The organism is Streptomyces sp. NPDC012508 (genome assembly GCF_042902595.1).
Lineage (GTDB): Bacteria > Actinomycetota > Actinomycetes > Streptomycetales > Streptomycetaceae > Streptomyces.
This window is the reverse complement of record NZ_JBIBEO010000005.1, coordinates 1-21953: the sequence shown is the minus strand read 5'-3', so window position 1 is coordinate 21953 and position 21953 is coordinate 1. Positions and strand designations below refer to the sequence as shown.

General features: G+C 69.3%; 15 protein-coding genes and 2 rRNA genes. 7 read left to right on the top strand and 10 right to left on the bottom strand.

What is annotated here, in order from left to right; all coding sequences use genetic code 11:
• Positions 1–43: 43 nt before the first annotated feature.
• Positions 44–2851, bottom strand: coding sequence for a preprotein translocase subunit SecA (gene secA / locus ACFY8U_RS17660; RefSeq protein WP_361439378.1), 2808 nt, complete (start codon positions 2849–2851; stop codon positions 44–46).
• Between the two features lie 314 nt (positions 2852–3165).
• Between secA and ACFY8U_RS17655 the strand changes: the two genes are divergently transcribed.
• The gene (locus ACFY8U_RS17655) at positions 3166–3747 is read left to right on the top strand and encodes a GNAT family N-acetyltransferase (RefSeq protein ID WP_389570995.1); all 582 of its coding nucleotides are present in this window, start codon (positions 3166–3168) and stop codon (positions 3745–3747) included.
• A gap of 198 nt (positions 3748–3945) precedes the next feature.
• Positions 3946–5109, top strand: a complete 1164-nt coding sequence (locus ACFY8U_RS17650) for a winged helix-turn-helix domain-containing protein (protein WP_389570992.1) — start codon at positions 3946–3948, stop codon at positions 5107–5109.
• 39 nt (positions 5110–5148) lie between these two features.
• Here the strand turns inward: ACFY8U_RS17650 and ACFY8U_RS17645 are convergent, their stop codons facing one another.
• From ACFY8U_RS17645 to mtrA, 6 genes are all read right to left on the bottom strand, one after another.
• Complete coding sequence (locus ACFY8U_RS17645; RefSeq protein WP_389570989.1) at positions 5149–5904, bottom strand: response regulator; 756 nt, start codon at positions 5902–5904, stop codon at positions 5149–5151.
• A gap of 208 nt (positions 5905–6112) precedes the next feature.
• Positions 6113–6793, bottom strand: coding sequence for a ribosome hibernation-promoting factor, HPF/YfiA family (gene hpf, locus ACFY8U_RS17640; RefSeq protein ID WP_361673807.1), 681 nt, complete (start codon positions 6791–6793; stop codon positions 6113–6115).
• 294 nt (positions 6794–7087) lie between these two features.
• Positions 7088–7879, bottom strand: a complete 792-nt coding sequence (locus ACFY8U_RS17635) for a ComF family protein (RefSeq protein WP_389570985.1) — start codon at positions 7877–7879, stop codon at positions 7088–7090.
• Between the two features lie 115 nt (positions 7880–7994).
• Positions 7995–9767: an LpqB family beta-propeller domain-containing protein gene (locus ACFY8U_RS17630; RefSeq protein WP_389572051.1), complete on the bottom strand. Its 1773-nt coding sequence runs from the start codon at positions 9765–9767 to the stop codon at positions 7995–7997.
• A gap of 124 nt (positions 9768–9891) precedes the next feature.
• Complete coding sequence (gene mtrB, locus ACFY8U_RS17625; protein ID WP_389570982.1) at positions 9892–11910, bottom strand: MtrAB system histidine kinase MtrB; 2019 nt, start codon at positions 11908–11910, stop codon at positions 9892–9894.
• Between the two features lies 1 nt (position 11911).
• Positions 11912–12589, bottom strand: a complete 678-nt coding sequence (gene mtrA, locus ACFY8U_RS17620) for a two-component system response regulator MtrA (RefSeq protein ID WP_009333493.1) — start codon at positions 12587–12589, stop codon at positions 11912–11914.
• A gap of 578 nt (positions 12590–13167) precedes the next feature.
• Between mtrA and ACFY8U_RS17615 the strand changes: the two genes are divergently transcribed.
• From ACFY8U_RS17615 to ACFY8U_RS17595, 5 genes are read left to right on the top strand one after another with little or no spacing between them, the layout of a single operon-like run.
• On the top strand, positions 13168–14406 hold the full coding sequence (locus ACFY8U_RS17615) for a hypothetical protein (protein ID WP_389570978.1): 1239 nt from the start codon (positions 13168–13170) through the stop codon (positions 14404–14406).
• 22 nt (positions 14407–14428) lie between these two features.
• Positions 14429–15100 (top strand): DUF4129 domain-containing protein, encoded by a 672-nt coding sequence (locus ACFY8U_RS17610; protein ID WP_389570975.1) that lies wholly within the window; start codon positions 14429–14431, stop codon positions 15098–15100.
• The gene (locus ACFY8U_RS17605; RefSeq protein WP_389570972.1) at positions 15097–16308 is read left to right on the top strand and encodes a DUF4350 domain-containing protein; all 1212 of its coding nucleotides are present in this window, start codon (positions 15097–15099) and stop codon (positions 16306–16308) included. Before ACFY8U_RS17610 ends, ACFY8U_RS17605 begins: the two co-directional genes overlap by 4 nt.
• The gene (locus tag ACFY8U_RS17600) at positions 16305–17288 is read left to right on the top strand and encodes a MoxR family ATPase (RefSeq protein WP_361439357.1); all 984 of its coding nucleotides are present in this window, start codon (positions 16305–16307) and stop codon (positions 17286–17288) included. The genes ACFY8U_RS17605 and ACFY8U_RS17600 overlap by 4 nt, the downstream gene beginning before the upstream one ends.
• A gap of 12 nt (positions 17289–17300) precedes the next feature.
• Positions 17301–18611 (top strand): DUF58 domain-containing protein, encoded by a 1311-nt coding sequence (locus ACFY8U_RS17595; RefSeq protein ID WP_389570969.1) that lies wholly within the window; start codon positions 17301–17303, stop codon positions 18609–18611.
• Positions 18612–18675: 64 nt separating this feature from the next.
• Here ACFY8U_RS17595 and ACFY8U_RS17590 read toward each other — a convergent pair whose 3' ends face one another.
• The 3 genes from ACFY8U_RS17590 to ACFY8U_RS17580 form a co-directional block, all read right to left on the bottom strand.
• Complete coding sequence (locus ACFY8U_RS17590; protein ID WP_389570967.1) at positions 18676–19176, bottom strand: hypothetical protein; 501 nt, start codon at positions 19174–19176, stop codon at positions 18676–18678.
• 200 nt (positions 19177–19376) lie between these two features.
• Positions 19377–19493: ribosomal RNA gene (gene rrf / locus ACFY8U_RS17585) — 5S ribosomal RNA — on the bottom strand.
• Between the two features lie 85 nt (positions 19494–19578).
• Positions 19579–21953 (bottom strand): 23S ribosomal RNA (locus ACFY8U_RS17580); the annotation flags it as partial.

Sequence of the window (21953 nt, the reverse complement as noted above, 5' to 3'; positions counted from 1 at the left end):
GGCCACCTCACCAGGTGTCCGGCCCCTCCTCCCCCACCGGGGGTTACTTCTTGCGGCGACGCCCGCCGCTGCTCTTCTGCGCCTTGCGGCGCTCCGCCCGCGTCAGCCCGTCCCCGCCGGCCGCAGCGTCCTCGCTCACGAAGTCGCCCTCGACGACGCTGCCGTCACCGTCCACCTTCGGCGCGGTGAAGTGCAGCCGGTCCGGACGCTGCGGCGCCTCCAGGCCCTTGGCGCGGATCTCCGGACGCCCGGCGGGAGCCGGCACCGCGTCCTTGGTGAGGGAGGGGGCCGCGTCCTGCACCGGGACCTCCTCGACCTGCTGCTCGACCTGGACCTCCAGGTTGAACAGGTAGCCGACGGACTCCTCCTTGATGCCTTCCATCATCGCGGTGAACATGTCGAAGCCCTCGCGCTGGTACTCGACCAGCGGGTCCTTCTGCGCCATCGCGCGCAGGCCGATGCCCTCCTGGAGGTAGTCCATCTCGTAGAGGTGCTCGCGCCACTTGCGGTCGAGCACGGAGAGGACCACGCGGCGCTCCAGCTCACGCATGATGTCCGAGCCGAGGGACTTCTCCCGGGCGGCGTACTGCTCGTGGATGTCGTCCTTGACGGACTCGGCGATGAACTCCGCCGTGATGCCCGCGCGGTCACCGGCCGCGTCCTCCAGCTCCTCCACGGTCACCTTCACCGGGTAGAGCTGCTTGAACGCGTTCCAGAGCCGGTCGAGGTCCCACTCCTCCGCGAAGCCCTCGGCGGTCTCCTGGCGGATGTAGTCGTCGATCGTGTCGTCCATGAAGTGCTGGATCTGCTCGTGCAGGTCCTCGCCCTCCAGGACGCGCCGGCGCTCGCCGTAGATGACCTCACGCTGACGGTTGAGAACCTCGTCGTACTTCAGGACGTTCTTACGCGTCTCGAAGTTCTGGGTCTCGACCTGGGACTGCGCGGAGGCGATGGCGCGCGTGACCATCTTGTTCTCGATCGGCACGTCGTCCGGCACGTTGGCCATGGCCATGACGCGCTCGACCATCTGCGCCTTGAACAGGCGCATCAGGTCGTCGCCGAGCGAGAGGTAGAAGCGGGACTCGCCCGGGTCGCCCTGACGGCCGGAACGGCCGCGCAGCTGGTTGTCGATCCGGCGCGACTCGTGGCGCTCGGTGCCGAGGACGTACAGCCCGCCGAGCTCCTTGACCTCCTCGAACTCCGCCTTCACGGCCTTCTCGGCCCGCTCCAGGGCGCCGGGGAGGGCCGCGGCCCACTCCTCGACGTGTTCGACCGGGTCCAGGCCCGCCTGGCGCAGCTCGGCCTCGGCGAGGTCGTCCGGGTTGCCGCCGAGCTTGATGTCGGTGCCTCGGCCGGCCATGTTCGTGGCGACGGTGACGGCGCCCTTGCGGCCGGCCTGGGCGACGATCGTCGCCTCACGGTCGTGCTGCTTGGCGTTGAGCACCTCGTGCTGGATGCCGCGCTTGGAGAGCTGCTGCGAGAGGTACTCGGACTTCTCGACCGACGTCGTACCGACGAGGATCGGCTGGCCCTTCTCGTGCTTCTCCGCGATGTCGTCGACGACGGCGGCGAACTTGGCGACCTCGGTCCGGTAGATCAGGTCCGACTGGTCCTTGCGGATCATCGGCCTGTTCGTCGGGATCGGGACGACGCCCAGCTTGTAGATCTGGTGGAACTCGGCGGCCTCGGTCATGGCCGTACCGGTCATGCCGGAGAGCTTGTCGTAGAGGCGGAAGAAGTTCTGCAGGGTGATCGTGGCGAGCGTCTGGTTCTCGTCCTTGATGTCCACCCCTTCCTTCGCCTCGATCGCCTGGTGCATGCCCTCGTTGTAGCGGCGGCCGGCGAGGATACGGCCGGTGTGCTCGTCGACGATCATGACTTCGCCGTCCATGACGACGTAGTCCTTGTCCTTCTTGAACAGTTCCTTGGCCTTGATGGCGTTGTTCAGGTAACCGACGAGCGGGGTGTTCACCGACTCGTAGAGGTTGTCGATACCCAGCCAGTCCTCGACCTTGGCGACGCCGGACTCGTGGATGCCGACGGTCCGCTTCTTCTCGTCGACCTCGTAGTCGCCGGTCTCCTCGATGCCCTTGAGCGGGTTGCCGGGCTCGCCGCGCGTGAGGCGGGTGACCAGCTTGGCGAAGTCGCCGTACCACTTGGTGGCCTGGTCGGCCGGGCCGGAGATGATCAGCGGCGTACGGGCCTCGTCGACCAGGATGGAGTCGACCTCGTCGACGCAGGCGAAGTTGTGGCCGCGCTGGACGAGCTCGTCCTTGGACCACGCCATGTTGTCGCGCAGGTAGTCGAAGCCGAACTCGTTGTTCGTGCCGTACGTGATGTCGCAGGCGTACTGCTCGCGGCGCTGGGCCGGCGTCATGTTGGCGAGGATGCAGCCGACCTTGAGGCCCAGGAACTTGTGGACGCGGCCCATCATCTCGGAGTCGCGCTCGGCCAGGTAGTCGTTCACCGTGATCAGGTGCACGCCCTTGCCGGACAGCGCGTTCAGGTACGCGGGGAGCGTGCCGACGAGGGTCTTGCCCTCACCGGTCTTCATCTCGGCCACGTAGCCGAGGTGGAGGGCGGCGCCGCCCATCAGCTGCACGTCGTAGTGACGCTGGCCGAGGACGCGCTTGGCGGCCTCGCGGACGGTCGCGAAGGCCTCGGGGAGCAGGTCGTCGAGGCTCTCACCGTCGGCGTACCGCTGCTTGTACTCATCGGTGAGCGCCCGCAACTCGGCGTCGGAGAGGTTGACGAAGTCCTCTTCGATGGAGTTGACCTGGTCCGCGATGCGGTGCAGTTTGCGCAGGATCTTGCCTTCGCCTGCACGCATGAGCTTGTTGAAGACGGACACTGAGGCTGGTCTCCTTGCCGGTCGGGCCTGGCACTGGGTCGTGTGATGGACTCGGGCGCGGGCACGGCAGGTGGTCCCCACCGCAACGGCCATCGTAAGCGAGACCGCCGCCGCGCCGGGAGGCCCGAAGGTCCGGAGCGTCACCGCTGCCCGGAATGAGAACGCTCGAGACGCGCCGAAGGTGCCGCCGGGCCCGAAAAGTGTTCGTTTCCCCGTCCGGGTTTCCGGGATCCGGAAGTATTCGTTCCGGGGCGGGGGCTTCCGGGATCCGAAAAGTGTTCGCTCCAGGGCGGTCCGGTCACCAGAATTCCGTCATGGAGCCCACGACACTGACCACGGATCGCCTGACCCTCGGCACGTTCAGGCCGGAGGACGCCGCCGAGGTCCACGCCATCTGCCAGGACCCCGACATCCAGCGCTGGACGACGGTGCCGTCGCCGTACGGGATCCAGGACGCCGAGTTCTTCCTGAACCGCGTCGTCCCGGACGGCTGGCGCAACGACTCCGAGTACTCGTTCGCCGTACGGCTCCGGGAGGGCGGCCCGATCCTGGCCGCCGTCGCGCTGCACAACCCGCGCGCGGGGGGCTGGGAGATCGGCTTCTGGACGGCGAAGGAGCACCGGGGCCGCGGCTACATGACGGAGAGCGTCCTCGCCCTGGCCCGCTGGGCCTTCACCGACCTGGCCTGTACGCGTCTGGAGTGGCGTGCCGAGGTCGGCAACACCGGCTCGCGGGCGACGGCCGAGAAGGCCGGTTTCCGGATCGAGGGCGTCCTGCGGTCCGCGCTGCCGAACAAGGGAGTCCTCCGGGACACCTGGGTCGGCGGCCTGCTCCCCTCGGACCTCGGCCTCCCCAGCCCCCTCCCGTACCTGCCGGCTCCCCGCCCCGAGGCCTGAGCGGCCCCGGGTCCGACGCCGAAGCGGCTCCTGAGTCCGAGGCCTGAGCGCTCCTGGGTCCCAGGCCTGACCGCCCCCGGCCCCCAGGCCCGAGCGGCTCTCGGCCCCCAGGGCCTGAGCGGCTCCCGGGTCCAGCCCCCGAACCGGCGTTTCCGGTCCGGCCCACGAGTGTCAGTGCCGCCCTCTAGGGTGCGGATCATGACCACTGTGCCGCCGCCCGTCGCCGAACTGTCCGCGGACGAAGCCCGCCGGATCGCCCTGCGCGCCCAGGGATTCCTGGGCGCGCCCGACCGCCGCGCGGGGGTGCGGGGCGTCCTGCGCCACCTGGGCCAGGTGCAGCTCGACACGATCTCCGTCCTGGCGCGCTCGCACGAGCTGATTCCCTATGCCCGCCTGGGCGCCGTGGGCCGTACGACGGTCGAGAAGGCGTACTGGACCGACGTCCACGCCTTTGAGTACTGGTCGCACGCCGCCTGCATCCTGCCCGTCGAGGAGTGGCCGCTCTTCGCCTTCCGGCGCCGTGCCTACCGCTCCCGTCCGCAGTGGTACCACCACCTGCCCGACGGTGCGTACGACGCGGTGATCAAGCAGCTGCGGACCGAGGGGCCGCAGACCGCGACGGAGCTGGGCGGCGCGAAGAACAAGGGCGAGTGGTGGGACTGGTCCGAGTCGAAGGTCGCCGTCGAGCGGGCGCTGATGTACGGCGAAGTGGTGTGCACGGAGCGGCGGGGCTGGAAGCGGGTCTACGACCTGGCCGAGCGGGCGATCCCGGACACCGTGCTGCACGACGACCTGGACGACACCGAGTGCCTTCGCCGGTTGGTGCGGCAGGCGGGCGAGGCGCTGGGCGTGGGCACGCGCGCGGACATCGCCGACTACCACCGGCTGAAGGCCGAGCAGTTCGACGCGGTCGTGGAGGCCTCGGGTCTGGTCCCGGTCACGGTGGCGGGCTGGTCCAAGCCGGCCTGGGCGGATCCGGCGGCGCTGGCGACCGAGCCGCGCGGCCGCCACCGGACGACGCTTCTTTCGCCGTTCGACTCGCTGATCTGGGAGCGGGCGCGGACGGAGCGGATCTTCGGCTTCACACACCGCCTGGAGGCGTACGTGCCGAAGCAGAAGCGTGTGCACGGCTACTTCGCGATGCCGCTGCTCTCGGGCGGAAAGCTCCTGGGCCGGGTCGACCCCGCGCGCGAGGGCGGCACGCTCGTGGCCCGGCAGGTGTCGCTGGACACCGCCAAGGCGGTCGGCCCGATGGCACAGGCGCTGCGCGAGGCGGCCGAGTGGGTGGGCTGTGACGCCGTACGGATCGAGCGTACGAACCGCCCGGACCTGACCCCCGCCCTGACCGCGGCCCTCACCTGACCGCGCGGGCGGCCCTCACCCCACCCCCACGGGCGGCCCTCACCTGATCTCGAGGATCTTCTCCCGCATCGCGTAGACGACGGCCTCCATCCTGGAGTGCAGCTGCAGCTTCTCCAGGATGTTCCGGACGTGGTTCTTCACCGTGTTCTCGGAGATGAACAGCTCCTTCGCGATGTCCCGGTTGTTCATTCCGGTCGCGACGAGCTTGAGGACCTCCAGCTCGCGGTCGGTCAGCCGCGGCGCCGGAACGAGCCGGCGCTCGTCCGTGCGCTGGATCATCGACTTGAATTCGGTGAGGAGCTTGGACGCCATCGAGGGGCTGATCTGCGACTGGCCGTCGGCCACCGCGCGAATCGCGGTGGCGACCTCGTCGGTGGAAATCTCCTTGAGGAGATACCCGGTCGCACCCGCCTTGATCGCGTCGTAGAGATCGGCTTCCTCGTCGCTGATCGTCAACATGATGATCTTCGCGCTGGGCGCCACCTCCTTGATGGACGTGCAGGCCTCGATGCCGCCCCGCTTGGGCATCCGGACATCCATCAGGACGATGTCGGGCAGCAAATCCGCTGCCTTGTCGACGGCTTCGGCCCCGTCACCGGCCTCTCCGACGACCTGGATGTCCTCCTCCTGGGCGAGGACGATCTCCAGGCCCCGGCGGAACAGGGCATGGTCGTCCACCACAAGGACCCGGATCGGCTCTTTGCGGGAGTCCCCGCTGTCCGAATCCGATCCCTCGGGGAGGGCCGCGCCATCGGACTCCCGCCCGCTGTGCACCGGCCCGAAGCTGTCCGCCATCGTTCCTCCCCCTGAAGGCCGTGGCCTGAATTCGTGTTCGGTCCTTCAACCTCTGCTCTTGGACCAGAGGTTGGCGTGCAGGCCATGATTTCATGCCCGGGCGACGACGCGGTGCTCCCGTAGGAGCACGGGGGTGCCCCTGGGGGCGCAAGGGGCGCTCCAGGGGCACCGTGACGGACAGATATGGGTGTGGTCCTGCGGCTGTGGGTCAGCCGCCGAGGGCACCACCGGCGCCGCCACCCTCGGCGAGCGGGTCGCTCTCCAGATGGATGACGCCGTAGTCGTACGCGTGCCGCCGGTAGACGACACTCGGCTGCTTCGTGTCGGAGTCGACGAACAGATAGAAGTCGTGACCGACGAGCTCCATCTCGTAGAGCGCCTGGTCGAGGGTCATCGGGGCGGCCCTGTGCGTCTTCTCGCGGACCACCAGGGGGCCTTCGCCCTGCACTTCGATCGAGCCCATCATCGTGGTGGGCACCGCTCCGGACTCCTCGCCGACCAGCTCGCCGCTTCCGTTGAGCTGAGCGACGCCCGGCACCACATCGGCGACCTCGGCCGCCGACAGCCTGCCGCTGCCGCGGCGCGTGTACCTCTTGTCGTGCTGCTTGCGCAGTCGTGCCTCGAGCTTGCCGTGGGCAAGGTCCAGCGCTGCGTACGGGTCGCCTGCCGCCGCTTCTGCCCGGATCACCGGGCCTCGGGAATGGACGGTGATCTCCACACGGTCGGACCGGTCGGCCTGCCGCGGGTTGTGCTCCTTGGACACCTCGACGTCGAGGCTGATCACCTTGCCGTCGAGCTTCTGGATCTTCTCCAGCTTCAGCTTCTCGGCCACGTGCTTGCGGAACCGCTCGGGCACCTCGGTCTTGCGGCCCTTGACGACGATGTCCACGCAGAACTCCGTTCCCGGATCGCTCAGATCGGCTCCTGTGCCGCTGAGCTTCTCCCTTTGCACCAGACTCCGGTGAATGCCGGAGCCTCGGACTTGGCGACGTTCACCTCCTCCTCCCCAGTCGGCAAGATCCCCACCCCACCAACTTGAGGTTAATTCGCCCTGAACTCCTGTCCTGTAGGCGCACCCGTGCATTCGGTGAGGCGTAGCCTTCGCCACTCCTCACAACCGAACATAGCTCGTTCGGTCGGGTGTCGGCACCCGCTGCAGCCACATACCTCCGTACGGGTGTTTTCACCTCTCATCACCTGCAACGATGCAAGTCGCCAGTCCGTTCCGGTTTATATCGAACGACGATGGCGAACAAGCCACCACCGCCGCCGCGGTCTGTACGAATCGCCTCTCCATTCCGTCTCCGTCCAATCCCGAAATGAACGGCGGATGTACGGCACCGAGTGCCCGTGCCGCTTCCGCCAACGAGGCGCCCGTGGTCATCAGATCGTCCACCAGCACCACCCGGCCGCGCTCGACGAGCCGCCGGCCGCCCGCCACGACCTCCAGCGCCCCTGCCAGGTTGGCGAACCGCCCCTGGGCGGTGAGCCCGGACTGGTCCGCGACCGCGCGGCGCTGCCGCAAGACCGGAGTCACCCGAGCGGCCCGACCCTGACGGCGCAGCCGGCCTGCGGCGGCAAGCGCGATGCGCCGGGTCGGATCGTGGCCACGCGCCCGCACCGAGCGACGGGACGACGGCACCGGTACAAGGAACAGGGGGAGCACCCCAGGGCCCTCACAGTGCCCGGCAGCGGCTTCCACGGCGCCCGCGAGCGCGCACCCGAGGGGCCCGGCGAGGGAGAGCGCGCCGCGTTCCTTGTGGGCGAGCAGCACGGAGCGCACGGTGTCGGCGTACGGCGCGGCTGCATGCACCCTCGGCATCCCGGCCGGCTCGGGGAGCGGACGGACCCGGCGCGGCCCCCGGTCGGTCAGCTCCGCCCGGCAGGACGGGCACAACTCCGTACGGGGCCTGCCGCAGCCTCCGCAGGCGACCGGCAGGACCAGTCCGGCGATCTCGCGCCACCACCCCCGCATGGCTCCACTGTCCTCCTGCCGGACCGGCCCGGCCACCCCTGTGGACAACGGCCCTGTGGACAACAGACGGCCGGGACCAGAGGCAGCGGCTTCCCCGGTTCGCCCGGTCGGGTGGCTACCCCGGGTAGACCGGCGAGGAGCCCGCGATCTTGACCAGGCGCTGCCAGTTCGCGCCCGGCATCAGCCGCACGATGCCGTCGTTGCCGGAGTCGGCGACCACCGGGGCCTTGTCGTCGTTCGGCGCGGCCACCGCCGTCACCCCGTTGAGCCCCGGCAGCACCGAGGTCGCCGAGGTCGCCCCGTCCGTCTGGACGTAGCGGACCTGCTGGACCCCGCCGGCCTCCTTGCCGACCACCACGAGCCTGCTCGGACCGGCCCAGGACACGGCCGTGACGGCCTCCATGCGCGGCGCCACCGGCTGGAGGTCCGCGACCGACACGGTCGCCCCCGTCCCGTCGCCCTCACGCTCCACCCGCCCGATCTTCAGGGCGGTACTGCCGTCCTTCTCCTTCAGGACCATGGCCACCCGCACGCCGTCCGCCGAGACCCTCAGCGACTCCACGCGCGCGCCGGCCGTCAGCCAGGGCGCCCGTACCTCCACGGGCGTGCCGTCGCCGTCCGGCACCATCCACAGCCGCGGCTTCGCGGGGTTGCGGTCGGCGACCCACAGGTCCCCGCGGCCGTCCCAGCTCGGTGCGGACAGCCGGTCCTCGGGCCGGGCCGCGGTACTGGTCACCAGGGCAGGGTGCAGCTCGTGGTCGGTGAGGATCGATGCCACGCGCAGCTCGCGCCCGTCCTTGCCGACCCCGGCCGCGCGGCTCTCGTCACGGTCGACCGCGACCGACCGCAGCGGCGTCGCGCCCTTGCCGAACGGCCCCAGCGTCGCGTCCGGCTCGGCGTCCTCCTTGCCGCCGACCGGCAGCGTCTTCAGCGCGCCGTGCTCGTCGACGAAGAACGGGTTCTCCGCCAGGCCCGAGTCGCGCACCGGCGCGAACTCCTCGGCCTGCGCCTTGGACAGCACACACAGCCGCCCGCCGTCGGAACCCCGCTGGAGCTCCACCTGCTCGACCCGTACGGACGTCAGATCGCCGAGCGTGAACAGCAACTGAGCCGCCATCCGCCGGCACACCTCCCCGCCCACCCGGTCGGCCTTGGCGTTGAGCGGCACCTTCAGCGTGGACTGGTCGTCCGTCGCGAGCGTGGTGACACCGTCCTTCAGCTCCGTACCGGACGGGAAACGTGAATCGACGGCCGGCTTCAGCCAGTTCGTCGGCCCTTCGAGGAGCGCCTTCACCGTCTGGGTCACCGGATCCATCCGGGTCACCGGGTCCTGCCGCTGCCGGATGTACACCGGGTCGGCGACGACCCAGTCCTCCTCGGAGGCGAAGTAGTACGTGTTGACGGAGCGGTAGTTGCGCTGGAAGTCGGCCTCGCTGAGCACGAGCCCGGGCGGCAGGTGGTCGATGCGCCACTCCCTGCCCTTGCCGTCCGCGGACGGCTGCTGCACGACGTGGATGAAGTCCTTGTACTCGGCCGGGTTCCTCGGCTGGTAGGCGTGCCGGGCGTCCACGGTCGCGATCTGCCGGCCGCGGATCGGATAGGAGCGGCCCTCGTTCTCGGCGTCGGCGAGCCGGTCGGCCTGCTCACGGTCCGGTGCGGTGGTCAGCACGGTGATGCTCTGGTCGGGCTTCCAGGTCCGCGCGGCCTGCTTCGTCAGATACTTCCGGGCCGTGGCGAAACCGGGATCGTCACTGGTCATCGCCTCCAGGAAGCCGTCGACGATCTCGTCGGGCTGCGCGTTCTCCCGCGGCTGCACGGCGTAGACCCGGACCTGCGAGTCGCCAGGGTTGGACGCCTTCACCTGCTGGACGTCCCCGCTGTCGGGCATCGTCGCGCAGCCGGCCACCAGCAGCCCGCCGCACGCCAGCAGCAGGCTCGTCCGCGCCGGGCGGGCGGACGAGCGCGCGGCAGCGGCCCCGCTGTCGTCGGCCGCCTTCCGCTCTCCTCGGAAGTCAGCGCCCACGTGTCCCGTCCTCCCCCTCGGCGTGCGTCGACGCCCTCGCCTCACTGCTGTCGGCCTCGGCCGCCGCCCGCGCGACGACCCGGGCACCGCTGCCCGGCAGCGCCGTCGGGTCCGCCGTGGCCCGCGGCGCCGGCGGCATCCGCGGCGGTACGGGCAGGGCGGGACGGTCCCCTCCGGGCTGTACCGGCAGCGCCACCTGGCGCCGGCCGTTCTCCCGAGGCTCCCCCCCGGCCCGCCCCTGGGCGGGGGTCCGCGCCTGGTCCTGCTCGCGGTTGCGCCGCGAGTCCTCCGGCTCCAGGGGGATCGGGGAGCCGCGCAGCGGCTCGTCCGCGGTGCGCGGCAGGGTGAGGCGGAACTGCGAGCCGCCGCCGGGCTCTCCCCAGGCCTGGAGCCAGCCGCCGTGCAGCCGCGCGTCCTCCACCGCGATCGACAGGCCGAGGCCCGTCCCGCCGGTGGTACGCGCGCGTGCCGGGTCCGCCCGCCAGAACCGGTTGAACACCCGGGTCGCCTCGCCCGGCTTGAGCCCCACCCCGTAGTCCCGCACGGCCACCGCGACGGCTCCGCCGGCCGCAGCCAGCTTGACGATCACGTCCCGGCCCTCGCCGTGCTCGACCGCGTTGACCACCAGGTTGCGCAGCACCCGCTCGACCCGCCGGGCGTCCGCCTCTGCCACGACCGGCTGCTCGTCGCCGACCACGACGATCCGGCCGCCCTTGCGCTCGGCGAGCGGCTCGGCACCGCCGATCACCCGCCGTACGACCTGGCGCAGGTCTATCGGCTCGGCCTCCAGGGCCGCCGCCCCCGCGTCGAAGCGGCTGATCTCCAGCAGATCGGAGAGCAGCGACTCGAAGCGGTCCAGCTGGTCGCCGAGGAGTTCGGCGGAGCGGGCGGTGACGGGATCGAAGTCGACGCGGGCCTCGTGGATGACATCGGCCGCCATCCGTACCGTCGTCAGCGGCGTACGCAGCTCGTGCGAGACGTCCGAGACGAACCGCCGCTGCATCCGCGAGAGCTCCTCCAGCTGCTGGATCTTGAGCTGGAGGTTCTGCGCCATCTTGTTGAAGGCCTCACCGAGCCGGGCGATGTCGTCCTCGCCGGTGACCTTCATCCGCTCCTGCAGACGGCCGGCGGAGAGCCGCTCGGCGACCCCGGCCGCCATCCGTACGGGGGTGACGATCTGGCGCACCACGAGCCAGGCGATGGCGCCGAGCAGCACGACCACGAACAGTCCGGCGGTCGCCAGGGTGCCCTTGACCAGGGTGAGGGAGTCCTCCTCCTGGGCCAGCGGGAAGAGGTAGTACAGCTCGTACTGGGTGCCCTCGGCATCGTTGAGCCGCTTGCCGATCACCAGCGCGGGCTCGGCTTCCTTGCCGTTGGTGTAGTGGATCCGCGTGTACTTCTGGAACGTGCCCGCGCCCTGGGCGACGGAGTGCCGCAGGTCGCCGGGGATGCTGGTGTCCGGATCGACCTCGCCGGAGGCGCGCGCACCCCGGCTGGCGGGCCCGTCGGAGTCCTCCATGGAGAGCGCGACCACGTTGAACGCGCTCTGGCCACCACTGGCGAGCTGCTCGACCAGCGTGGAGCGCCAGGTCAGCGAGGAACCCGCGCGCCCGCGGTCCTGCCCGCCCGGCCCGGTCGGCGTGGTCGCCGCCCTGTCCTGGGCGGCGGAGAACCCGCCGGCGGCCTGGCTCTGGGCGGCCCTCTCCTTCGCGTCGAGGAGACCGTTACGGACCTGGCCGATGACGACCAGGCCGAGCAGCAGCACGACACCGAGTGACATCAGCAGGGTGCCCGCGACGACACGCAGCTGGATGTTCCGCCGCCACAGCCGGACGGCGGGGAGCAGCGGGCGGCGCACCCAGCGGGCGAGGAGCCGGAGGGCCGAACCACCCGGTGCCCCGTCCTGAAGCAGACGGCCGAATCGCGAGCCCCCCCGTCCCGGTCCGGCAGCCCGCCCCGTCCGGACTCCCGGGTCCCCGGGCTTCGGAGCAGTACTGCCTACGCTCATGTCAGCTCGGCCCCGCCTTGTAACCGACACCGCGGACGGTCACCACGATCTCCGGCCGCTCCGGGTCCTTCTCGACCTTCGAGCGCAGCCGCTGGACGTGTACGTTCACCAGCCGGGTGTCGGCCGCGTGGCGGTAGCCCCAGACCTGCTCCAGCAGGACCTCACGGGTGAACACCTGCCACGGCTTGCGGGCCAGGGCGACGAGCAGGTCGAACTCGAGCGGCGTCAGGGCGATGGACTGCCCGTCCCGCTTCACCGAGTGACCGGCCACGTCGATGACCAGGTCGCCGATGGCGAGCTGCTCCGGCGCGGGCTCCTCCGACCTCCGCAGCCGCGCCCGGATACGGGCGACGAGCTCCTTCGGCTTGAACGGCTTGACGATGTAGTCGTCGGCCCCGGACTCGAGACCCACCACCACGTCGACGGTGTCGCTCTTGGCGGTCAGCATGACGATGGGCACACCGGACTCGGCCCTGATGAGCCGGCACACCTCGATGCCGTCCCTGCCGGGCAGCATCAGGTCCAACAGCACCAGGTCCGGCTTGGCCTCGCGGAATGCGGCGAGCGCCTTGTCGCCGTCCGCGACGAACGACGGCTCGAACCCTTCACCCCGCAGCACGATGCCGAGCATCTCGGCCAGTGCGGTGTCGTCGTCGACGACAAGAACGCGTCCCTTCATATCGACATCATCCCATTTCCGTATCAGTCTCAAGGCGGCTGGTGAGATACCTCACTGACCAGCGGCAACGTCCGTGATCGTCCACCGCAGGCCGCCCTTGTCCGTGGGCGCTGATGTCAGACATGGACCCAAAGCCCCCGTCGGCCGTCCTGAACCGTACCCCGACCACCCACCCCAGTCCCACGACCGAACCCGCCACAGCCCCCGCCCCACGGCCCGGAAGACGACAAGGATCATCTCCCCATGCTCCTGACCTTCGCCCCCGACCGCCAGACAGGCGCGAGTGCCGCGTCGCCTCTGGAGAGGGCCCCCTGGTGAGGGGCCACGTCTACGGTCGCCCCGGGTAGCCCCAGGCTCGCGGGGTTTGTGGGCACTGGTCAGGCATCCGCCCGGTCTGACCCCTGGCGCTCCGACGACGAGGTCGGAACCAAGGTCAGAAGGTGGTACCGGCCCCCGCCCACCGGCGGGCCCCTCGTGGCACGATGGCTCACGGCCCGCCGCCCCGCACGGGGATCGGCCACTGAGACCGCGTCGGCTCTCCGAGCCGGCCCCGCGACCATTCCTCGAGGTGGACGACCGTGAACGACACTCCGGGCTGGACCTCGCCCGGATCTGCTCCCTCCGACGGCCAGGACGGTTCCGGGGTTCCCCGGCCCACGACGCCCGGTGACGCGAACGGCTCCGCCCCCCAGTGGTCCAAGGACCAGCCGCCCGCCGGACAGTGGTCCCCCCCGACCGCCCCCGTCCCGGGCCAGGCCCAGGCACCCGGCCCCACCCCCGGACCGGGCCAGGGCTGGGGCGGCCGGCCCCCGTACGGGAACTGGGGCAAGCCGCCGGCCGCCAAGCCCGGCGTGATCCCCCTGCGTCCCCTGGGCATGGGCGAGATCCTCGACGGCGCCGTGTCGACGATGCGCACCTACTGGCGCACGGTCCTGGCGATCACGGTCACCGTCGCGGTGATCTCCCAGATCGCCGACATCCTCGTCCAGCGCTACCTCGTCCCGGCGCCGCCCGAGATCAACCCGGACGCCAGCCCGGGCGAGGCCGTGGCCCAGCTCGGCGACACCCTGCAGAGGAGCCTCGTCGCCTCCGTCCCGGCGATCCTCATCCTCCTGATGGCCACCCTCGTGAGCGCCGCCCTGCTCACGGTCGTCATCAGCCGCGCCGTCCTCGGGCGACCGGTGTCGATCGGCGCCGCATGGCGCGAGGCCCGTCCCCGCCTGCTCCAGCTGCTCGGGCTGACCTTGCTGCTGCCCCTGATGGGCGCCGCCATCATGCTCGTCGCCCTGCTGCCCGGCACCCTCGTCGGAGACGCCGCCGGCGGACTGCTCGTCGCCCTCGGCGCTCTCGGCGGCATGGTGGCCATCGTCTGGCTGATGGTCCGCTTCAGCCTGGCGTCCCCGGCCCTCATGCTGGAACGGCAGGGCATCGTCTCGTCCCTGAAGCGCTCGGCGAAGCTCGTCCAGGGCTCCTGGTGGCGGATCTTCGGCATCACCCTGCTCACGCAGCTGCTGCTCTTCATCATGGCGATGATCATCGCCATCCCGTTCGCGATCATCGGGATCGCCGCCGACGGCGAGGGCTTCAGCGGACTGCTCTCCGACTCCACCCCGGAGTTCGGCTGGACGTTCCTGATCATCACCGGCATCGGCGGAGTCGTCACCAACGCCATCGCGTACCCGATCTCGGCCGGTGTGACCGTCCTCCTCTACATCGACCAGCGCATCCGTCGCGAGGCCCTCGACCTCGAACTCGCCCGTGCCGCCGGCGTCCCCGGTTACGGCCCCGCCCCCGGCGACCCGGCCACCGGGGGCTGACGGGGTGATCCACACGGGGGGCATGACCACGGCGCGGCTGCCGCAACGCGGCACCGACGACGTACCGGTGGACGTACCCCGCGTCCCCGCACGGGAGGCGGCGGAGCGGGAACTGTCCAAACCGATGTACCACGAGAACGACCCGAGCCTGCTCGAACGCGGCCTCGACCACCTCTGGAAGTGGGTCGGCGGACTCTTCGACGCCGCCTCGGGGGCAACCCCCGGCGGCCTGCTCGGACTTCTCGCGATCGTCGTGGTCGTGCTCGCCCTGGTCGGCGCGCTCTGGTGGCGGCTCGGCACACCGCAGCGCACCCCCGCCACCGGAGACTCCCTCTTCGACGACGGCCCCCGCACCGCCGAGGAGCACCGGACCGCCGCCGCCCGGCACGCCGCCGCCGGCCGCTGGAACCAGGCCCTCCAGGAACGGATGCGGGCGATCGTCCGCTCCCTGGAGGAGCGCACCCTCCTCGACCCCCGCCCTGGTCGCACGGCAGACGAGGCCGCCGCCGAAGCGGCACGCAGCCTGCCCTCGCGCTCCGACGAGCTCCGCGCCGCGGCCCGCTCCTTCGACGACGTCACATACGGTGGCCGCACCGCCGACGAGCTCGCGTACCGCCGCATCGAGGAACTCGACACCGCTCTGGAGCGGACCAGGCCGACGCTCGACACCGCCGCCGCGGGAGCCCTCGAATGAGCCGGCCGCGCACCAGCGCCACCTCGACCTCGCTCGGCCCCCGCCAGATCTGGAGCCGAGCCCGCGGCGTCCTTCTCGTCCTCGGCCTGATCGTCATCGGCGGCGTCATCCTGGCGACCGTGCGCTCCACGGACCACCACGGTCACCTCGATCCCCGCTCCGCCGACCCCAACGGCAGCCGCGCCGTCGCCGAGATCCTCAAGGCCCAGGGCGTCACGGTCCAGGTGGTCACGACCCTCGACGAGGTCACCGCCGCCACCGGGTCCGACAGCACCCTCCTGGTCACCACACCGGATCTGCTGACCGGCCATCAGCAGTCCACCCTGCAAGAGGCCATGAACGACTCCGGCGGCCGCACCGTCCTCGTCGGTGCCGGCCACGCCTCGCTCGACACCCTGGCCCCCGGCGTCACCGCCGGCACCAGCACGTCGGTGACGGGCCGTGAACCCAGCTGCTCCCTTCCCGCCGCCGTCAGTGCCGGCCGCGTCGACATCGGCGGCGAGCGCTACAGCACCGACACCACCGGCTCGACCGCCTGCTACCCCGGAGACGGACTGCCCACCCTGGTCGTCCTCCCGGCTGCGGGAGGCGGCGACACCGTCCTCCTCGGCTCCCCCGACATCCTCCTCAACGAGCGTCTCGACCAGCAGGGCAACGCCTCGCTCGCCCTGCAACTCCTCGGCTCCCGCCCTCATCTCGTCTGGTACCTCCCTTCCCTCTCCGATCCGTCCGCCACCGAGGGCACCCCCGAGGGCCGGACCCCCGAGAGCACCACCGACGGCTTCCTCTCACTCGTCCCCTCGGGCTGGCTCTGGGGCACCCTTCAACTCGCCTTCGCCGCCGTCCTCGCCGCCGTCTGGCGAGGACGCCGCCTCGGCCCGCTGGTGACCGAACCCCTCCCGGTGGCCGTCCGCGCCTCCGAAGCCACCGAGGGCCGCGCCCGCCTCTACCGCAAGGGCAACGCGCGTGACCGCGCCGCCACCGTCCTGCGCACCGCGACCCGCACCCGGATCGCCCCTCTCCTCGGCGTCTCGTCCCAGGACGCCCATGCCCCCGACACCCTGCTCCCCGCACTCTCCGCGCGGCTCGCCGGGAGCGCCACGGACGCCAGGGACCTCCTCTTCGGCCCGGCTCCCGCCGACGACGCCGCTCTCATCCGCCTGGCGGACCAACTCGACGCCCTCGAAAGAGAGGTACGCACCTCATGAGCGCCCCGACCCCCGAGACCGCTACGAACTCGGACAGCGCCCGCGCCTCCCTGGAGGCCCTGCGCACCGAGATCGCGAAGGCGGTGGTCGGCCAGGACCCCGCCGTCACCGGACTCGTCGTCGCCCTGCTCTGCCGGGGTCACGTCCTCCTCGAAGGAGTCCCCGGCGTCGCCAAGACGCTGCTGGTCCGCGCGCTCGCGGCCACGCTCGAACTCGACACCAAGCGTGTCCAGTTCACCCCCGATCTGATGCCGAGCGACGTCACCGGCTCCCTCGTCTACGACGCCCGTACCGCAGAGTTCTCCTTCCAGCCAGGCCCGGTCTTCACCAACCTGCTGCTCGCCGACGAGATCAACCGCACGCCTCCCAAGACCCAGGCCTCCCTTCTTGAGGCCATGGAGGAACGTCAGGTCACCGTCGACGGAACCCCCCGTCCCCTGCCCGACCCGTTCCTCGTCGCCGCCACCCAGAACCCCGTCGAGTACGAGGGCACCTATCCGCTCCCCGAGGCCCAACTCGACCGCTTCCTGCTGAAGCTGACGGTCCCGCTGCCTTCCCGCGAGGACGAGATCAACGTCCTGACGCGGCATGCGAACGGCTTCGACCCCCGCGACCTCAAGGCCGCCGGAGTCCGCCCGGTCGCCGGCCCCGCCGAACTCGAGGCCGCCCGCGATGCCGTCGCCAAGACCTCGGTCTCCCCCGAGATCGCCGGCTATGTCGTCGATATCTGTCGTGCCACGCGTGAATCCCCCTCGCTCACCCTCGGCGTCTCCCCCCGAGGAGCCACCGCCCTGCTCTCCACCGCCCGCGCCTGGGCCTGGCTCACCGGCCGGGACTACGTCACCCCGGACGATGTGAAGGCCCTGGCGCTGCCCACTCTCCGCCACCGCGTCCAACTGCGGCCCGAGGCCGAGATGGAGGGCGTCACCGCCGACTCCGTCATCAACTCGATCCTCGCCCACGTCCCCGTACCCCGCTGAGAACGGCGCCCCATGGCCCTCACCGGACGAACGGCGCTGATCGCCGCCCTCGGATCGCTCCCCGTCGGCATCCTCGCCCCCAGTTGGGCGGGGGTGCTCGCGGTGAACGCGCCCCTCTCACTCGCAATTCTGTGCGACTACGCGATGGCCGCGCCAGTGCGAACGCTCCAGTTCACCCGAAGTGGTGACACAACAGTTCGACTGGGTGACGGGGCCGAAGTGCAGCTCACCGTGACCAACCCGTCCCGTCGGCGCCTCCGCGCCCGGATCCGAGACGCCTGGCCGCCCAGCAGCTGGCTCCCCGGCACCGAACAGGCCGCTTCCCGCCAGAAGTTGAACGTCCCCGCAGGCGAACGCCGACGCATCACCACATCGCTGCGTCCCACCCGCCGAGGCGACCGCCAGGCCGCACGCGTCACCGTCCGCTCGTACGGACCCCTAGGCCTCGCCGCCCGACAGGGCAGCCACACGGTGCCCTGGACCGTCCGCGTCCTGCCACCCTTCACCAGCCGCAAGCACCTGCCGTCCCGGCTGGCCCGCCTCCGCGAGCTCGACGGCCGCACCAGCGTCCTCATCCGCGGCGAGGGCACGGAGTTCGACAGCCTCCGCGAGTACGTCCCGGGCGACGACACCCGCTCCATCGACTGGCGGGCCACCGCACGCCAGACGACCGTCGCCGTCCGCACCTGGCGCCCCGAGCGGGACCGTCACATCCTGATCGTCCTCGACACCGGCCGCACGTCCGCCGGCCGTGTCGGCGACGTCCCCCGCCTCGACGCCGCGATGGACGCCGCCCTTCTCCTCACCGCCCTCGCCTCCCGCGCCGGCGACCGAGTCGACGTCCTGGCCTACGACCGCCGCCTCCGCGCCCAGGTACAAGGCCGCTCGGCCGGCGACGTCCTGCCCGCCGTGGTGAACGCCCTGGCCCCGATCGAGCCCGAACTCGTGGAGACGGACGCCCGGGGCCTCGCGGCGACGGCCCTGGCCCGGGCCCCGCGCCGCTCGCTCCTCGTCCTGCTCACCAGCCTCGACGCCGCCCCGATCGAGGAGGGTCTTCTCCCGGTCCTGCCGCAGCTCACGCAGCGCCACACCGTGCTCGTCGCCTCCGTGGCCGACCCGCACACCGACCGCATGGCCACCAACCGCGGCACGATCGACGCCGTCTACGAAGCCGCTGCGGCGACCCAGGCCGAGGCCCAGCGCCACCGCACCGCGGACCAGCTCCGCCGCTACGGCGTCACAGTCGTCGACGCCACCCCGGAGAACCTCGCCCCCGCCCTGGCGGACGCCTATCTCGCCCTCAAGGCCGCCGGCCGCCTGTAGTGCCCCCAACGACCGGTGGCCGGCCCTGGGAAACCCAGAACCGGCCACCGATCCGATCACTGGATCAACGGAATACGACAGAAGCCTCCCCGGCCGCGGCACTGAAGGAGCCGGGACAGAGGAACGAGCCTGAGACCTTGGTGGCCGTGAACGGCGTGTTCAGGTACTTCCTGCTGGCACCGTCACGATTCCAGACGATGTTCGTCGCCTTGTAGCGGCAGGAGACGAACGACTGCTTGCCGGTGATGTCGATGGCGTCGGTCCTCGCCGTACCGGCGGCGTCGTCGAAGGTGAAGGCCGGGTTGTTGTTGAGCTGGGCACTGATGCCCCCGCCGCAGGCCAGATTGCCGCCCGGCTTGTTGATCGTCGCCCGGTCCACGGTGAGCGCGCTCGGCGGATTCGCACTGCTGCTGGCGTTGGTCCAGCTACAGGTGTTCCCCGAGACGACGATCACTCCGTCGACCTTGAGGTCCTCGGTGGTGTCGGCATACGCCGTCGTAGAAGCACCGATGCCGGCCGCGATCACCAGCGCGGCCAATCCACTCAGTGTGGGGGTGTACTTCATGTCGCTCCTCCTTGCCACTGCGTTGTGGGTGGGGGGAACCCAAGCGGCCTGGCGGAGCCGGCCGCCCGGATTCGGAGTGCGCACGAAGGGTGACACAACGATCGAGAAATGTCATGGCCCGGTCAATCCTTGGCCAAAAGTAACCCATCGCAAAAATGCCTCAACCCCCGGACAAGGTCCGGGGGTTGAGGCTAAAGATTGTTCGGCGGCGTCCTACTCTCCCACAGGGTCCCCCCTGCAGTACCATCGGCGCTGAAAGGCTTAGCTTCCGGGTTCGGAATGTAACCGGGCGTTTCCCTAACGCTATGACCACCGAAACACTATGAAGTTGAACCGCCGCGCCCCGACCAAGTGGGGGGCGTGTTCGTTACTTCAGAACTAACACAGTGGACGCGAGCAACTGAGGACAAGCCCTCGGCCTATTAGTACCGGTCAGCTCCACCCATTACTGGGCTTCCACATCCGGCCTATCAACCCAGTCGTCTACTGGGAGCCTTACCCTCTCAAGGAGGTGGGAATACTCATCTCGAAGCAGGCTTCCCGCTTAGATGCTTTCAGCGGTTATCCCTCCCGAACGTAGCCAACCAGCCATGCCCTTGGCAGGACAACTGGCACACCAGAGGTTCGTCCGTCCCGGTCCTCTCGTACTAGGGACAGCCCTTCTCAATATTCCTACGCGCGCAGCGGATAGGGACCGAACTGTCTCACGACGTTCTAAACCCAGCTCGCGTACCGCTTTAATGGGCGAACAGCCCAACCCTTGGGACCGACTCCAGCCCCAGGATGCGACGAGCCGACATCGAGGTGCCAAACCATCCCGTCGATATGGACTCTTGGGGAAGATCAGCCTGTTATCCCCGGGGTACCTTTTATCCGTTGAGCGACGGCGCTTCCACAAGCCACCGCCGGATCACTAGTCCCGACTTTCGTCCCTGCTCGACCCGTCGGTCTCACAGTCAAGCTCCCTTGTGCACTTACACTCAACACCTGATTGCCAACCAGGCTGAGGGAACCTTTGGGCGCCTCCGTTACCCTTTGGGAGGCAACCGCCCCAGTTAAACTACCCATCAGACACTGTCCCTGATCCGGATCACGGACCGAGGTTAGACATCCAGCACGACCAGAGTGGTATTTCAACGGCGACTCCACCATGACTGGCGTCACGGCTTCAAAGTCTCCCACCTATCCTACACAAGCCGAACCGAACACCAATATCAAACTGTAGTAAAGGTCCCGGGGTCTTTCCGTCCTGCTGCGCGAAACGAGCATCTTTACTCGTAGTGCAATTTCACCGGGCCTATGGTTGAGACAGTCGAGAAGTCGTTACGCCATTCGTGCAGGTCGGAACTTACCCGACAAGGAATTTCGCTACCTTAGGATGGTTATAGTTACCACCGCCGTTTACTGGCGCTTAAGTTCTCAGCTTCGCAACCCCGAAAGGTCACTAACCGGTCCCCTTAACGTTCCAGCACCGGGCAGGCGTCAGTCCGTATACATCGCCTTACGGCTTCGCACGGACCTGTGTTTTTAGTAAACAGTCGCTTCTCGCTGGTCTCTGCGGCCACCCCCAGCTCACGGAGTAAATCCGATCACCAGTGATGGCCCCCCTTCTCCCGAAGTTACGGGGGCATTTTGCCGAGTTCCTTAACCATAGTTCACCCGAACGCCTCGGTATTCTCTACCTGACCACCTGAGTCGGTTTAGGGTACGGGCCGCCATGAAACTCGCTAGAGGCTTTTCTCGACAGCATAGGATCATCCACTTCACCACAATCGGCTCGGCATCAGGTCTCAGCCTTAATGTGTGACGGATTTGCCTATCACACGGCCTACACCCTTACCCCGGGACAACCACCGCCCGGGCTGGACTACCTTCCTGCGTCACCCCATCGCTTACCTACTACCACCTTGGTTCGCCGGCTCCACCACTTTCCTTTCCCCGAAGGGTCCGGAACGGCTTCACGGGCTTAGCATTAATGGGCTCGATATTGGGCGTTTCAAAGCGGGTACCGGAATATCAACCGGTTGTCCATCGACTACGCCTGTCGGCCTCGCCTTAGGTCCCGACTTACCCTGGGCAGATCAGCTTGACCCAGGAACCCTTAGTCAATCGGCGCACACGTTTCTCACGTGTGTATCGCTACTCATGCCTGCATTCTCACTCGTGAACCGTCCACAACTCGCTTCCGCGGCTGCTTCACCCGGCACACGACGCTCCCCTACCCATCACAGCACCCGTTGGGGCTTATTGCTGCAATGACACGACTTCGGCGGTACGCTTGAGCCCCGCTACATTGTCGGCGCGGAATCACTTGACCAGTGAGCTATTACGCACTCTTTCAAGGGTGGCTGCTTCTAAGCCAACCTCCTGGTTGTCTCTGCGACTCCACATCCTTTCCCACTTAGCGTACGCTTAGGGGCCTTAGTCGATGCTCTGGGCTGTTTCCCTCTCGACCATGGAGCTTATCCCCCACAGTCTCACTGCCGTGCTCTCACTTACCGGCATTCGGAGTTTGGCTAAGGTCAGTAACCCGGTAGGGCCCATCGCCTATCCAGTGCTCTACCTCCGGCAAGAAACACACGACGCTGCACCTAAATGCATTTCGGGGAGAACCAGCTATCACGGAGTTTGATTGGCCTTTCACCCCTAACCACAGGTCATCCCCCAGGTTTTCAACCCTGGTGGGTTCGGTCCTCCACGAAGTCTTACCTCCGCTTCAACCTGCCCATGGCTAGATCACTCCGCTTCGGGTCTTGAGCGTGCTACTGAATCGCCCT